Origin of the sequence: Pseudomonas oryzihabitans, from assembly GCF_006384975.1 — a bacterium.
Lineage (GTDB): Bacteria > Pseudomonadota > Gammaproteobacteria > Pseudomonadales > Pseudomonadaceae > Chryseomonas > Chryseomonas psychrotolerans_B.
Genome location: NZ_CP021645.1, coordinates 1,898,508 through 1,913,228, shown reverse-complemented (window position 1 = coordinate 1,913,228; position 14,721 = coordinate 1,898,508). Strand labels below are relative to the sequence as shown.

The window sequence follows — 14,721 nt, the reverse complement described above, 5'->3', positions numbered from 1 at the left end:
TTTACCAATGAAGATTCCAACGAAAAGCCGTACCAGCGCCGATTCCCGCAGGAGCCGGCGTTCGGGGTCAGGGACCCTGGAAATTCATAATTCGGGCGACAGGATAAGCCCTCCTCGTTAGGGAAGACAGTCTTGACAGAGGGGTGTTTCGCCGTCCCAGGTCATGCCGACGAACTGCTATATATGGTGGTGCGGGGGTGCAAGGGCCACTAGATGTCGCGTTTGTCACGTTTCCGGCTGTGGATAAGACGTGGATAAGCTGTTCGGGACTGAGGGGTATCCTGGGGGTGGTGCCCAGCCAGTGCGCGTGAAGGCTGGGATCAGAGCGGGGTGGTCAAATAACGTACAGGCGGCGGGTGTGCTGGACTGTCAGCGGTCGGCAGATATACCGGTTCGCTATGAGGATTTTCCTCACCATAAGAAAACGGTAGATAGCGACTGCGACGTTCTGCCCCTACAGCCCAATGCCTACCCTGGTCACTCAGCGAGCCAAGGAAACGGTGACCTTTCCTTTATAAAGAACGCAGCCGTGCTCAGGCCTTGGGTGCCAACAGCGTCAGCAGGCGGTTTTCCTCGTCCAGGCGAAAATAGCCCTCCAACTGCGCGCCGGCCTGCCAGCGCGGGGAGAGGTCGAGCAGCAGGCGGATGCCGAAGGTGCCGGTTGGTCGAAGGTCGAGGAGCTCGGCGTCCTGGAAGAAGAACATCTGCCGTACCTGTGGATACAAGGCCTTGAACAGGCTCTCCTTGGCGGAAAAGGCCAGGGTGATGGCGAAGGCCTGTTCGGTTTCGTCCAGCGGACCGAGCCGCTCCAGTTCGGTCGGCGTGAGGATCTGCTCGGCCAGGCGCAAGGCCTTGGTGGGTTCGAGCAGGGCTTCGACATCCAAGCCGAGTCCCAGATAGTCCTGCTGACGGCCGGCCACCGCAGCGGCCCAGCCTTGGCTGTGGGTGATGGCGCCGACATGGCCGCTAGGCCAGACCGGTCCCCGGTGCTCGCTGGAGTGACCCGGCACGACGTCGATGCCGCTCAACCGGAGCAGGGCTTCCCGGGCGCACAGGCGGCCGGCGAGGTATTCGGCCTGGCGCTTGGCCACGGCGCGGCGGATGTTGTCCGGAGGCTGGAGGCCCAGGCGCAGGGCATCACGCTCGAGGTTCACCTGCGTAGGGTCGAACCGGCAGCAGAGGCTTTCCAGCGCCGCCAGCTCGGGGTTTAGGGGCGCTAATTCACTGGGAGCACTGCAGCAGCCCGGCAGGTCGTTCACTGACAGGCTGCGCATGACGACCAGGCGATCCCGAAGAGGAAAGAGCGGTTACCAACAGCCACGACGGACTCCACTAACAGGGCGCTAAAGGATAGCCGACTACCGGCCCAGGCTGGCGGAAAACCGCCTAGGGCGGTGGGGGATTTCCGCCCATTTCGGTCGGATGGCGAGGTTCCGCCGCCATCTGCTCCCTGGACTCCTGGCTGAAAGGTGCATGAAAGCTGGCCTTTTGATTGCGTAATAAAAGTGGAACGACGCTTGCTTATATTCCAGCCAGATACTGGTGCTGCCGTCAGCGCGACCACCGGATCCACAACAAAAAGCTCTCAGGATGAGAGAGCCACTTTCAGTCAGGTGCCCACTCAGACAGGACGTCAGCCAGTGGCCACAAGGGAACGAGCCATGACAGCTACCGTCGACACAACAACTACTACTGCTCCCGCGCCCAAGCGAAACGTCAAGCAACCGCTGTACAAGAGCCTGTACTTCCAGGTGATCGTGGCGATCGTGCTGGGTGTTCTGCTCGGCCACTTCTATCCCCAGACCGGCGCTGCCATGAAGCCGCTGGGCGACGGTTTCATCAAGCTGATCAAGATGGTCATCGCGCCCATCATCTTCTGCACCGTGGTGACCGGTATCGCCGGCATGCAGAACATGAAGGCCGTGGGCAAGACCGGCGGCATGGCGCTGCTGTATTTCGAGATCTTCTCCACCGTCGCGCTGCTGATCGGCCTGATCGTGGTCAACGTCGTCCAGCCGGGCGCCGGCATGAACGTCGACGTCAGCACCCTGGATACCAAGGGCATCGCTGCCTACGCCGCGGCCGGCGAGAAGCAGAGCACCATTGACTTCCTGATGAACATCATCCCGTCGACGGTGGTCAACGCCTTCGCCACCGGTGAGATCCTCCAGGTGCTGTTCTTTGCCGTGCTGTTCGGCTACGCCCTGCACCGCCTGGGCGAGACCGGTCAGCTGGTGTTCAACTTCATCGACCGCATCTCCCACGTCTTCTTCAACATCATCAACGTCATCATGAAGCTCGCCCCCATCGGCGCCTTCGGTGCCATGGCGTTCACCATCGGCAAATACGGCGTCGGCACCCTGGTGCAGCTGGGCTACCTGATGGCCTGCTTCTACGTCACCTGCCTGCTGTTCGTGCTGGTGGTGCTGGGCGCCGTCGCGCGCGTGCATGGCTTCAGCATCCTCAAGTTCATCAAGTACATCCGTGAAGAGCTGCTGATCGTGCTGGGTACCTCGTCTTCCGAGTCCGCCCTGCCGCGCATGCTGACCAAGATGCAGAAGCTGGGTGCCGAGAAGTCGGTGGTTGGCCTGGTGATCCCCACCGGCTACTCCTTCAACCTCGACGGTACCTCCATCTACCTGACCATGGCCGCCGTGTTCATCGCCCAGGCCACCAACACCCAGATGGACATCACCCACCAGATCACCCTGCTGCTGGTGCTGCTGATCTCCTCCAAGGGCGCTGCGGGCGTCACCGGGAGCGGCTTCATCGTGCTGGCTGCCACCCTGTCCGCCGTCGGTCACGTACCGGTCGCTGGCCTGGCGCTGATCCTGGGTATCGACCGCTTCATGTCCGAAGCCCGCGCCCTGACCAACCTGGTCGGCAACGGCGTGGCCTCCATCGTGGTCGCCAAGTGGTGCGGCCAGCTGGACGAGCAGACCCTGAAGACCGAACTCGCCCGCGGCCCGAACGCCGTCGAGATCGAGGAAGCACGTCAGACTGCCTGAGCCTAGGCCGAGGGCCGGCGCTTAGGGCGGCCCTCTAGCAACATCGAAACGCCCGTATCCCTGGATACGGGCGTTTTCTTTTGGGCGGAATTTGGTCAGGGCCGTGAGCGGTTGTGACTATGCCAGGCAGGGGCGCCTGGATGGGCGGTACGACCGGGGGAAGCAGGGCTCGGGTGTTCCCGGCACAGCCAGGCCGGATGTGCAGCGAGGACCGTCCGGCAGCGAGCGAAAACGTAGCAGAAGGCTTGATAGCCGTGAGCCGTTAGCCGTCCCTGAGAGGCAGGCGATGGCGAGGCTATGCCTGAGGCCGTCGAGCGAGGGCTGGGGTGCGGAAGAGCAGCGGGAGTATAGCGAGGGGAGGGGTGAAGCGCTGGCAGGCCGCCAGCGCTTCGGAGGGTGGATCAGCGACGCAGGGTGGGGCGATAGCCCATCACGCCGTAGAACAGGATGTAGACGTAGCAGATCAGCGGGATCACGAAGGAGGGCAGCAGGCCGATGGTGTCGGCGAAGTAGCCCTGGATGGCCGGCACCAGCGCGCCACCGACGATACCCATGCACAGCAGGCCCGAACCCTTGGAGGTGAACTTGCCCAGGCCCTTGAGCGCCAGGGAGAAGATGGTCGGGAACATGATGGAGTTGAAGAAGCCGATGGCCAGCAGCGCCCACATGGCGACCTTGCCGCCCTGCAGCACGGCCACGGCCAGCAGTACGCCGATGGCGATGGCGTTGAAGCTCAGCACCAGGTTCGGGCGCACCTTGGTCATGATCACGCCGCCGATGAAGCGACCGACCATGGCGCCACCCCAGTACAGGGACAGGTACTTGGCGGCGGTGGCGGCGTCCAGGCCGGCCACGTCTGGGCTTTCCATCAGGCTCACCAGGTAGCTACCGATGGAGACTTCGGCACCCACGTACATGAAGATGCCGACCACGCCGAGCAGCAGGTGGCGATAGGCCCAGACACTGCTGGCAGCCAGGGCGTTCTCGTCAGTGGCGTTGTCCTGTTCGGTGTCCTTGATCTGCGGCAGGCGGAACAGGCCGATGATGACCGCCAGGGCGACCAGCATGCCGGCCAGGATCAGGTAGGGCAGTTGCACCGAGTGGGCCGCGGAGTCCTCGCCGACCAGGGCGAGGATGGTCACGGCGCCGACCAGCGGGCCGACCGTGGTGCCCAGGGAGTTGAAGGCCTGGGTCAGGTTGAGGCGCGAGGCCGCGGTTTCCGGCTTGCCGAGGATGGTCACATAGGGGTTGGCCGCTACCTGCAGCACGGTGATACCGGCTGCCAGCACGAACAGGGCGGTCAGGAAGAAGCCGTAGGAGTGGGCACCGGCGGCAGGGTAGAAGAGCACGCAACCCACGCCGGCGGTGAGCAGGCCAACGATGATGCCCTTCTTGTAGCCCAGGCTTTCCACCAGGCGACCGGCCGGGAAGGAGACGATGAAGTAGGCGGTGAAGAAGCAGAACTGGATCAGCGAGGCTTGCAGGTAGCTGAGGGTGAAGACGGCCTTCAGGTGGGGAATCAGGATGTCGTTCAGTGAGGTGATCAGACCCCACATGAAGAACAGCATGGTAAGGACGATCAAGGGTCCGCGGTAGCTCTGGTTTTGATTGTGCATTGGGGCTCCAGGGGAAAACGGTTTCTTGTCTCTGCCCAGGGTTTCTGGACAGCGCTGTCTATGGCAGATGCGCAGGCACAGCGAGGCGGCGCGAGATTAAGCTATTCGCGCTGCTGAATCCATTCTTCCGAGAGGTTCGCAGGCGAAGTGCTGGCGCCTTCGACCGCCAGGGGCGCAGCCGGTTCAGCTGGGCAGGGAGGCAGAAATGAAAAACGGCGCCAGAGGCGCCGTTTTCTATCGAGCGAGGCGGGGACTATCAGCCCTGCCAGCGCTTGAGTACCAGGGTGGCGTTGGTGCCGCCGAAGCCGAAGCTGTTGCTCATGATGAGGTCCAGCTTGGCGTCTTCCTTGGTCTCGCGCAGGATCGGCATGTCGGCGACTTCCGGATCCAGCTCGTCGATGTTGGCCGAGGCGGCGATGAAGTTGCCCTCCATCATCAGCATGCAATAGATGGCTTCGTGCACGCCGGCAGCGCCCAGGGAGTGACCGGACAGGCTCTTGGTAGAGCTGATGGTCGGGGCCTTGTCGCCGAACACGGCGCGTACGCCCTTGATTTCGGCCACGTCGCCCACCGGGGTGGAGGTGCCGTGAGTGTTCAGATAGTCGATCTGACCGTCGACGGTGGACAGCGCCTGCTGCATGCAGCGGATGGCGCCTTCGCCGCTCGGGGCGACCATGTCGTAGCCATCGGAAGTCGCGCCGTAGCCGACGATCTCGGCATAGATCTTGGCGCCGCGGGCCAGGGCGTGTTCGAGGTCCTCGACCACCACCATGCCGCCGCCGCCGGCGATGACGAAACCGTCACGCTTGCTGTCATAGGCACGGGAGGCTTTTTCCGGCGTCTCGTTGTAGTCGCTGGAGAGGGCGCCCATGGCATCGAACAGCATGCTCTGGGTCCAGTGCTCTTCCTCGCCGCCACCGGCGAAGACCACGTCCTGCTTGCCGAGCTGGATTTGCTCCATGGCCAGGCCAATGCAGTGGGCGCTGGTGGCGCAGGCCGAGGCGACGGAGTAGTTCAGGCCCTTGATCTTGAAGGGGGTGGCCAGGCAGGCGGAAACCGTGCTGCTCATGGTCCGGGTCACGCGGTAGGGACCGACGCGCTTGACGCCCTTCTCGCGCAGGATGTCCAGGGCTTCCATCTGGTTGAAGGTGGAAGCGCCACCGGAACCGGCGATCAGGCCGGTGCGGGGATTGGAGACCTGCTCTTCGGACAAGCCGGAGTCCTTGATGGCCTGCTCCATCGCCAAGTAGGCGTAGGCGGCAGCATCGCCGACGAAGCGCTTGACCTTGCGGTCGATCAATTCTTCGAGGTTCAGGTCGATGGAGCCGGACACCTGGCTGCGCAGACCCATTTCGGCATATTCCGGGTTGTGACGGATGCCGGCACGGCCCGCGCGCAGGTTGGCGGAAACGGTGTCTTTATCATTGCCCAGGCACGAAACGATACCCAGACCGGTAATGACGACGCGACGCATGCGAAAAGCCCTTAGAAGCTATCGGTGGAGGTGAACAGGCCGACGCGCAGACCTTCGGCGGAGTAGATCTCGCGGCCGTCCACGCTAACGGTGCCATCGGCGATGGCCAGAATGAGCGACCTGTTGATGGTGCGCTTGATATGGATATTGTAGGTGACCTTCTTGGCGGTCGGCAGGACCTGGCCGAAGAACTTGACTTCGCCGGAGCCCAGGGCGCGACCGCGACCCGGATTGCCTTGCCAGCCAAGGTAGAAACCTACCAGTTGCCACATGGCATCCAGGCCCAGGCAGCCCGGCATCACCGGATCGCCTTCGAAGTGGCAACCGAAGAACCAGAGGTCGGGACGGATATCGAGTTCCGCCACCAGTTCGCCCTTGCCGTATTTCCCGCCTACCTCGCTGATATGCACGATCCGATCGATCATCAACATGTTCGGCGCGGGCAATTGGGCGTTGCCCGGACCGAAGAGCTCGCCACGGCTGCAGCGCAGCAAGTCTTCGTAGGTAAAGGCGTGTTGTTTGGTCATGCAAGCTCCTGTAGCTGGCCTAGATCCAGGCTCTGGCGACTCCAATGGTCGCTCTGGGTATGGCTTCGTGTAGCAGTAGACTGCCGGGGCATCGGGAAAGTCACAGGCCAGCGCCCCGCTCGTTAACGGACCATTGTGCACTTTCTGCAGTCAATTCTCCATCCTGAGCGACTGTTCATGATCGCGCGAACTCCAGCCCGGCCAGGTGCGACGACCAACGGGAGTAAACAGCCAACGGTTGCCCTGTAGGGTGAGCATGAATGAAGCGAAGGCCCGGGTAGCCGTAGTCTACCTAGGGTAATAGAGTCTTTCAGGGCAATTTCGATGCTGTTCGACCGCCATCCAGCAAGAGCATGCGCAGGCCCTGAGGCGTTCGAGCAGCTAACGTATAATGGTGACAAGGCCGCGCGATCGCGGTGAAGACGAGAGTTTCGATGACAGTCCAATCCCCCATCGCCGTGCTGGGCGGCGGCAGTTTCGGTACCGCCCTGGCCAATCTGGTCGCCGAGAATGGGCTGCCGGTACGCCTGTGGATGCGCGATCCGCAACAGGCCGAGACCATCCGCCGCCAGCGTGAGAATCCGCGCTATCTCAAGGGTATCAAGGTGCATGCCGCAGTCGAGGCGACCAGCGATCTGCCGGCCGCCATCGAGGGCTGCCAGTTGGTGTTGGTAGCCCTGCCGTCGAGTGCCTTGCGCCAGGCATTGGCGCCCATCGCCAGCCAACTGGAAGGGCGCTTCCTGGTCAGCACCACCAAGGGCATCGAAGCCCATTCCTTCATGCTGATGAGCGAGATCCTCGCGGAAATCGTGCCGCGGGCGCGTATCGGCATCATTTCCGGCCCCAACCTCGCCCGGGAGATCGCTGAGCACCAACTCACCGCCACCGTGGTGGCCAGCGAGGACGAAGAGGTGTGCCGCCAGGTCCAGGCCGCTCTGCATGGCCGTACCTTCCGCGTCTACGCCAGTGCCGACCGCCTCGGGGTGGAGCTGGCCGGGGCGCTGAAGAACGTCTACGCCATCATCGCCGGCATGGCCGCGGCGCTGGAGATGGGCGAGAACACCCGCAGCATGCTGATCACCCGCGCCCTGGCGGAGATGACCCGCTTCGCCGTGCAGCGTGGTGCCAATCCCATCACCTACCTGGGACTGGCCGGGGTAGGGGATCTAATCGTCACCTGCTCGTCGGAAAAGAGCCGCAACTACCGGGTGGGGCATGCGCTCGGTCGTGGCCTCAGCCTGGAAGAGGCGGTGGCGCAGATCGGCGAGACTGCCGAAGGCGTCAACACACTCAAGGTCCTCAAGGAGAAGTCGGACGAGCTGGGCGTCTACATGCCCCTGGTCAATGGCCTCTATGCGATCCTGTTCCAGGGCCGCAGCCTAGGCCAAGTGATCGAGGCCCTGATGGGGGGCGAGCCCAAGACCGATGTCGATGTCGCCGACGCCACTTTTAGCTGAGCCGCTACACTGTCTGAAAAAAGAGGAATTCTCATGTCCGAACCCACGCATTCCCGCGAGCTGCTTGGCCTGCGCCTGATCTGGATGCTGCTGTTCCTGTTCGTCTGGCTGGGCGCGCAATACGTGCTGGCGGTGGTGGTACTGCTGCAATTGGTCGTGCGGTTGATCAAGGGTGAAGCCAACCCCGGACTGACCGATTTCGGCGCGGCGCTGGCTACCTACCTGGCGCAGATCGTACGTTTCGGCACCTTTGCCAGTGAGGTGAAACCCTGGCCCTTCGCCGACTGGCCGGCCGAGGGCCGGTCCGAAGACCGCTCCGCCACCGCGCCATGAAGCTCTGGCTGCTAAGGCACGGCGAAGCCGAGGCGCGAGCACCCAGCGACGAGTTGCGTGAGCTGACCCCGGCCGGTCGCGCCGCGATCTTGCGCAGCGCCGCGCAGCTACAAGGCGCTGACCTGCAACTCATCCTGACCAGTCCCTATGTGCGAGCACGCCAGACCGCAGCCCTGGTGCAGCAGCACCTGGCCTGGGCCGGCGAGCTGCATACCGCCGGCTGGGCGACACCCGACGGCGAACCCGAGCGGGCCTTGGCGGAGCTGGAGCGGCAGGGGGTGGAGCGGTTGCTGCTGGTAACCCACAATCCCTTCGTCGGCGACTTGGCCGGCTGGCTACTGCATGGCCATCGTCAGGCGCCGGTGCCCATGGGTACCGCTTGCCTACTATGTCTGGAAGCACCACTGCCCTTGGCGGGTGGTTTCGATCTGGTCAGGCATTTCGACGCCTGACGCCTCTTCTAAGGAAGCGACATGAGCATCTGGCAGACCCCTCCCGATCCCGCGGCCCTGACCCGGCTACTCGATGACACCCTCGGCCAGCACCTGGACATGCGTATCGAAGCCTGGGATGACGACAGCCTCACGGCGAGCATGGTGGTGGATCGTCGTACTCACCAGCCGATGGGTTTGCTACACGGAGGCGCCTCGGTGGCCCTGGCCGAGACGGTCGGCTCGGTCGCCAGCATGCTGTGCGTGGATCGCGCGCGGTACTACTGTGTGGGTCAGGAAATCAATGCCAACCACCTACGCAGCGTGCGTTCCGGGCGGGTGACGGCGGTCGCCCGGCCGCTGCATCTGGGGCGCAGCAGTCACGTCTGGGACATCCGCTTGAGCGACGACGAAGGGCGCCTGACCTGTGTGTCGCGGCTGACCGTCGCCGTGGTTCCCCTGCAGCGGGATGGCTCCTGAGCATGACGGCTCAGGTTCAGGAGCTGCGGCTTGAGCTGCCCCATGTGGAGCTGAGCGCCCGGGTATCTGGCCCCGAGGATGGCTATCCGGTGCTGGCACTGCACGGCTGGCTGGACAACGCCATGACCTTCGCCCAGCTCGCGCCGCGGCTGACCGGGTTGCGCATCGTCGCCCTGGATCTGCCCGGCCACGGGCTGTCGGCGCATCGGCCGGCCGGCGGTGGCTATGCGATCCAGGATTATGTGCTGGACGTGCTGGCCGCCGCCGAGCAACTGGGTTGGACGCGTTTCGGGCTGCTCGGACACTCCATGGGCGCCATCGTCAGTGTCATCGCTGCCGCGGCCTTGCCGGAGCGGATCGAGCGTCTGGCCCTGATCGACGGCTTGCTGCCCTACACCACGCCCGCGGACGAGGTGCCCGAAAAGCTGGGCAAGGCGCTGCTCGCTGAACTGGAGCTGCCCAACCGGCGCAAGCCCGTCTATGCCAGTGTCGAAGACGCCGTGGCGGCGCGCTTGAAAGGTGCCCTGACGGTGAGCCGGGAAGCGGCCGAGCTCCTGGCCGAGCGTGGCTTGATGGCTGTGCCGGGCGGCTACACCTGGCGTTCCGATCCCCGTCTGCGGCTGTCCAGCCGCATGAGATTCACCCCGCAGCAGGCCCGCGCCTGCGTTCGCGCCGTACGCTGCCCCACCGCGTTGGTGATCGCCGCCGATGGGTTGCTGGCGCCGCATCCGGAGGCCATGGCACTAGCCCGGGAGCAGTCTTGCTTCACCCTGCATGAGCTGGCGGGCGGGCATCATCTGCATCTGGATGACGCCCAGGGCGCCCAGGCCGTCGCAGATTGTTTCAATGCCTTCTTTGCCGCCGAGGCCGGACGCAACGAATAATGCGGCATGCCTAGCCGTCCGCTCCTTCCCCGCGCTGTATCCACTCGCCGCTTCCTGCTGATCGGTCTGCTGCTGTCCGCTGGTTGGGCGCAAGGGGCGGTGCTGGCGGAAATCTCCCCTCTGGACCATGCGCAACTGGTTCGCGAGACGGGACCGGCAACGGTCGAGCGACTCTATCCGCTGGGACCGGTCAATCGCATCGGTGGCCGGTTGCGCTTGGAGGCGTCCTTGCAGGTCGAGGGCGAATTGCAGACCCAGACCTTCGAACTGGCCAGCGGTCATCCACCGCTCGCACGCCTCGACAGCGAACGCCAGCGCCTGCAGCAACGGGGCGCGACCCTGCTCTATTGGTGCGAAGGGCGCGACTGTGGCGCCAGCAACGTCATCGCCAACAACCTCCTGGGCGAGGCCATGCTCTATGGTCTCGACGACCAGCAGGGCCTCGTCGTGCTGCAACTACAAGAACCGCAAACCGTATTGATGCTTTACGGCATCGTGCGCGGCAATCGGCGCGGCTATCTGCACGCCGAACGCCTGCAGGCGGCGCAGCCCTTGCCGGAGCTGCTGCCGACGGCGGGTACTCTGCTCAAGGAGCTGCAGCGCGATGGTCAACTGTTGCTACCGGCCCTGGGCGAGGCCCCGGAACAGCCCTGGGTCGAACGTCTCGCGGCGGCCCTGGCGCTCAATCGCGATGTTGCCGTGACCCTGGGCGGCGCCCAGGCCGAAGCCTGGCAGAACGCGCTACTCAAGGCCGGCACTCGCGCGCCGCGGCTGCAGACTGATGGCGGGCGCGCGGCCGGTCTCTATCGACGCTAGAGGTCGTTGACGTAACGGGTACGCCCCGCAGCCAGACCGAACAAGGTGGCGAGGATGGCGATCAGGGTGAAGAGCACGCCCATGGGCGCCCAGCTGTGGGTGGCGTCGTGGAGGATGCCCACCAGCAGCGGCCCGAGCGACGCCAGGCTGTAGCCCGCGCCCTGGGCCATGCCGGATAGCCGTCCGGCGGTTTCCGCATCGCGCGAACGCAACACCAGCAGGGCGAGCGCCAGACTGAAGGTACCGCCCTGACCCAGGCCCAGGACCACGGCCCACAGCCAGAGACTATCCAGGGGCGCATACAGGCAGCCCAGCAGGCCGGCGAGGGTGGCGGCCATTACCACGACGATGGCCAGACGTTGGTCGCGGCCGCGGGTAGCCAGCCAGGGCGCGGTCAGGGCGCTGAGCAGTTGCGTCAGCACCGACCCCGACAGCATCAGACCGGCCTCCACGACGCCCAGGCCGCGGTCGACCAAGAGTGTGGGCAGCCAACCGAACACGATGTAGGCCAGGGACGACTGCAAGCCCATATAGAGGGTGATCTGCCAGGCCAGGCGGTTGCGCCACAGCGAGCCGCCCGCGCCTCGTGGCGGCGCCAGGGTTGGAGGCTGACGCAGTTGCGGCAGCCAGATCAGCAAGGCCAGCAGCGCAACCCCGGCCCAGGCGGCGAGGGCGGGTTGCCAGTGACCGTCGAAGGCCTCGGCCAGCGGTGCGGTCGCCCCGGCCGCTATGGCTGCGCCTATGCACAGCATCATGGTGTAGAGCCCCATCAACTGTCCGGCTTGGGCGGGGAAATCACGCTTGACCAGCGCTGGCAACAGCACGCCGAGGATGCCGATACAGGCACCGGCGATCAGGCTACCGAGGAACAGGCCAAGGGGCGGCACCAGGCTGCGCAAGACGATCCCCGCCGCCAGTAACGCCAGGATGGCGCCGAGGGTGCGTTCGCTGCCCCAGCGGCGGGCCAGGCGCGGCGCCAGGGGCGCGAAGAGTCCCAGGCACAGCACGGGCAGGGTGGTCAGCAGGCCGATGGCGCTGCTGGAAAGGCCGGTACTGCTTTCGATCTGGCGCAGCAGGGGCGCCAGGCTGGAAAGCGCCGGGCGCAGGTTGAGGGCGATGAGCATGAGGCTGGCGAGCAGCCAGCCGCGTTGCAAAGTGGTGAGACGGGTAGTGGCGTGAGAAGACATGAGCACGGCAATGGCAGGGAAACCAGCAATGCTAGCGCACCTTGGCCATAACGCACGGCGCTGTCTTATGCCAGCCTTGGCGCAGAAAAAATAGTTTGGCTGGGCGGCTAAAAAATCACCAGTTCGACCACTGCCGCACTGCCGCTCGCTTGTCCGCGGCTAGCTTGAGGTTTTCCACGTGGTTATCCACAGCAACTGTGGATTACCGCCAGAAATAGGCCCTTTTGCTTTGGTTTGCGATCTGTTAGGCGCCTCGATCACCGCCCCGGAACAGGCTTTTGCTACTATTACCGCCCCTCGCGCTGCTCGTCGAGCGAGCGGCACCGCTGATCCGGAGTTTCGATGACCAATCCCATTCGCCTCACCCAATACAGCCACGGCGCCGGTTGTGGTTGCAAGATCGCACCCAAGACCCTGGAGACCATCCTGGCGGGGAGTGGCGCCCAGCATCTGGATCCACGGTTGTGGGTGGGCAACGCCTCGCGCGACGACGCAGCGGTCTATGGTCTGGATGAAGAGCGGGGTGTGGTCTCCACTACCGATTTCTTCATGCCCATCGTCGACGATCCGTTCGACTTTGGCCGGATCGCCGCCACCAATGCCATCAGCGATATCTACGCCATGGGCGGCGATCCGCTGCTGGCCATCGCCATCCTCGGCTGGCCGGTGAACGTCCTGCCGCCCGAGGTGGCCCGGGAGGTCATCGCCGGGGGGCGACGAGTGTGCGACGAGGCCGGCATTCCCCTGGCCGGTGGTCATTCCATCGACGCCCCGGAGCCGATCTTCGGTCTGGCCGTCACCGGTATCGTGGAAAAGCGCCATCTCAAGCGCAACGACACGGCGGCCCTCGGCAGCCGCCTCTATCTGACCAAGCCACTGGGCATCGGCATCCTCACCACCGCCGAGAAACGCGCGCTGCTGCGCCCGCAGGACCAGCACCTGGCGCGGGACACCATGTGCCAGCTCAATCGCCCCGGCAGTCGTTTCGGTCGGTTGGCGGGAGTCACGGCGATGACCGACGTCACCGGCTTCGGCCTGCTCGGGCACCTGGTGGAAATGGCCGACGGCAGCGGTCTGACCGCCGAACTGGAATTCGCCGCCATTCCCACCCTCGAAGGGGTGGATTTCTATCTCGAGCAGGGCTGCGTGCCTGGAGGCACGGAGCGCAACTTCGACAGTTATGGCCACCGCATCGCTGCGCTGGACGAGCGTCGTCGCCAACTGCTGTGCGATCCCCAGACCAGTGGCGGTCTGCTCGTGGCGGTGGCGCCGGAAGGGGAGGCGGAGTTCCTCGCGGTGGCGGCGGAGCAGGGCCTGGCCTTGCAAACCATTGGCCGACTGGTGGCGCGCCGCGCCCATGCGGTCGAGGTGGCCTGATGACCCAGCGTGAGGATGCCCGCGACCTGCGGGCGCTGTTCCTGAGCGACATTCCCCTGATCGATGTCCGGGCGCCGGTGGAGTTCGCCAAGGGGGCCTTCCCCCTGGCGACCAACCTGCCCTTGATGAACGATCTGGAGCGGCAGCGGGTGGGCACCCGTTACAAGCAGCAGGGCCAGCAGGCCGCCGTGCAGCTGGGCCATCAACTGGTATCGGGCAACATCAAGCATGAGCGGATCCAGGCCTGGGCCGATTTCGCCCATGCGCACCCGGAGGGCTACCTTTATTGCTTCCGTGGCGGTCTGCGCTCGCAGATCAGCCAGGAGTGGCTACGCAGCGAAGCGGGCGTTGCCTATCCCCGCGTAGTGGGTGGCTACAAGGCCATGCGGACCTTTCTCATCGAGACGCTGCAACAGGCCCTCGCCGAGTGTCGCTTCGTCATCGTCGGCGGCATGACCGGTACCGGCAAGACCGAGGTGGTGGCTCAACTCGACAACGCCGTGGATCTCGAAGGCCATGCCAATCACCGGGGCTCCAGCTTCGGCAAGCGCGCCACGCCACAACCGGGGCAGATCGATTTCGAGAATCGCCTGGCCATCGACCTGCTGCGCCGTCGTCACGCCGGGCAGGCGCAGTTCGTCCTGGAGGACGAATCGCGGCTGGTCGGTCGCTGCTCCTTGCCCTTGGAGCTGCACCAGGGCATGCAGCAGTTTCCGCTGGTCTGGTTGGAAGACAGCCGGGAAAACCGCATCGAGCGCATCCTGCGCGACTACGTCATCGACCTGGCAGCGGAATTCGCCGCGCTCCATGGCCAGGAGCAGGGCTTCGCGCTGTTCGCCGAGCAGTTGCGCAAGAGTCTCGCCGGCATCGCCAAGCGACTCGGCGGCGAGCGTTTCCAGCGGCTGTCGGCCGTTCTCGATGCCGCCCTGCTGGAGCAGGAGCGCTCGGGCGAGGTCGCGGCGCATCGTGGCTGGATCGAGGGGCTGCTCGCCGAGTATTACGATCCCATGTACGCCTATCAGCGCGAGAGCAAGGCAGCGCGGGTGATCTTCAGCGGCGACCAGGCCGCCGTCGTCGATTATCTTCGCAAGCCTCGCTGAACAGCCCGGCAAGCTGGTGGTCTACGCTGCG

The 14,721-nt window shown here is 64.7% G+C and carries 14 protein-coding genes; 9 read left to right on the top strand and 5 right to left on the bottom strand.

Translation table 11 applies throughout. The features are described 5' to 3' along the window. Window positions 1–533: 533 nt before the first annotated feature. Window positions 534–1,259 (bottom strand): 4'-phosphopantetheinyl transferase family protein, encoded by a 726-nt coding sequence (locus tag CCZ28_RS08400; protein ID WP_437179213.1) that lies wholly within the window; start codon window positions 1,257–1,259, stop codon window positions 534–536. 402 nt (window positions 1,260–1,661) lie between these two features. Here CCZ28_RS08400 and CCZ28_RS08395 point away from each other — a divergent pair, with 402 nt between their 5' ends. Beyond that, window positions 1,662–3,008 carry a dicarboxylate/amino acid:cation symporter gene (locus CCZ28_RS08395; RefSeq protein ID WP_140217418.1) on the top strand — a complete coding sequence of 449 codons (1,347 nt, stop codon included), beginning with the start codon at window positions 1,662–1,664 and terminating at the stop codon, window positions 3,006–3,008. Window positions 3,009–3,409: 401 nt separating this feature from the next. On the opposite strand, the gene CCZ28_RS08390 is transcribed toward CCZ28_RS08395, so the two are convergent. The 3 genes from CCZ28_RS08390 to fabA form a co-directional block, all read right to left on the bottom strand. Continuing rightward, window positions 3,410–4,624, bottom strand: a complete 1,215-nt coding sequence (locus tag CCZ28_RS08390) for a sugar MFS transporter (protein WP_140217417.1) — start codon at window positions 4,622–4,624, stop codon at window positions 3,410–3,412. A gap of 256 nt (window positions 4,625–4,880) precedes the next feature. Next, the gene (gene fabB / locus CCZ28_RS08385) at window positions 4,881–6,098 is read right to left on the bottom strand and encodes a beta-ketoacyl-ACP synthase I (protein WP_140217416.1); all 1,218 of its coding nucleotides are present in this window, start codon (window positions 6,096–6,098) and stop codon (window positions 4,881–4,883) included. 11 nt (window positions 6,099–6,109) lie between these two features. After that, window positions 6,110–6,625, bottom strand: a complete 516-nt coding sequence (fabA, locus tag CCZ28_RS08380; RefSeq protein ID WP_058761548.1) for a 3-hydroxyacyl-[acyl-carrier-protein] dehydratase FabA — start codon at window positions 6,623–6,625, stop codon at window positions 6,110–6,112. A gap of 434 nt (window positions 6,626–7,059) precedes the next feature. Here fabA and CCZ28_RS08375 point away from each other — a divergent pair, with 434 nt between their 5' ends. The 6 genes from CCZ28_RS08375 to CCZ28_RS08350 are packed head-to-tail and all read left to right on the top strand — an operon-like array spanning window position 7,060 to window position 11,026. Next, window positions 7,060–8,082, top strand: coding sequence for an NAD(P)H-dependent glycerol-3-phosphate dehydrogenase (locus CCZ28_RS08375; RefSeq protein ID WP_140217415.1), 1,023 nt, complete (start codon window positions 7,060–7,062; stop codon window positions 8,080–8,082). Between the two features lie 33 nt (window positions 8,083–8,115). Next, entirely contained in the window at window positions 8,116–8,415 is a 300-nt protein-coding gene (locus tag CCZ28_RS08370) for a DUF4389 domain-containing protein (RefSeq protein ID WP_140217414.1), read from the top strand. Continuing rightward, a complete protein-coding gene (gene sixA, locus CCZ28_RS08365) occupies window positions 8,412–8,867 on the top strand; it encodes a phosphohistidine phosphatase SixA (RefSeq protein ID WP_140217413.1) in 456 nt (151 codons plus the stop codon). Before CCZ28_RS08370 ends, sixA begins: the two co-directional genes overlap by 4 nt. Window positions 8,868–8,888: 21 nt before the next feature. After that, entirely contained in the window at window positions 8,889–9,326 is a 438-nt protein-coding gene (locus tag CCZ28_RS08360) for a hotdog fold thioesterase (RefSeq protein ID WP_140217412.1), read from the top strand. Between the two features lie 2 nt (window positions 9,327–9,328). Next, entirely contained in the window at window positions 9,329–10,210 is an 882-nt protein-coding gene (locus CCZ28_RS08355) for an alpha/beta fold hydrolase (RefSeq protein ID WP_140217411.1), read from the top strand. Window positions 10,211–10,216: 6 nt separating this feature from the next. Beyond that, window positions 10,217–11,026 carry a DUF4892 domain-containing protein gene (locus CCZ28_RS08350; RefSeq protein ID WP_140217410.1) on the top strand — a complete coding sequence of 270 codons (810 nt, stop codon included), beginning with the start codon at window positions 10,217–10,219 and terminating at the stop codon, window positions 11,024–11,026. Here the strand turns inward: CCZ28_RS08350 and CCZ28_RS08345 are convergent. Further along, on the bottom strand, window positions 11,023–12,213 hold the full coding sequence (locus tag CCZ28_RS08345; RefSeq protein WP_240795253.1) for a CynX/NimT family MFS transporter: 1,191 nt from the start codon (window positions 12,211–12,213) through the stop codon (window positions 11,023–11,025). The genes CCZ28_RS08350 and CCZ28_RS08345 overlap by 4 nt on opposite strands. Window positions 12,214–12,555: 342 nt before the next feature. On the opposite strand from CCZ28_RS08345, the gene selD reads away from it, so the two are divergent. Together selD and mnmH are read left to right on the top strand one after the other, a co-directional pair. Next, window positions 12,556–13,590, top strand: coding sequence for a selenide, water dikinase SelD (gene selD / locus CCZ28_RS08340; RefSeq protein ID WP_140217409.1), 1,035 nt, complete (start codon window positions 12,556–12,558; stop codon window positions 13,588–13,590). Next, window positions 13,590–14,690, top strand: a complete 1,101-nt coding sequence (gene mnmH / locus CCZ28_RS08335) for a tRNA 2-selenouridine(34) synthase MnmH (RefSeq protein WP_140217408.1) — start codon at window positions 13,590–13,592, stop codon at window positions 14,688–14,690. Before selD ends, mnmH begins: the two co-directional genes overlap by 1 nt. Window positions 14,691–14,721: the final 31 nt, after the last annotated feature.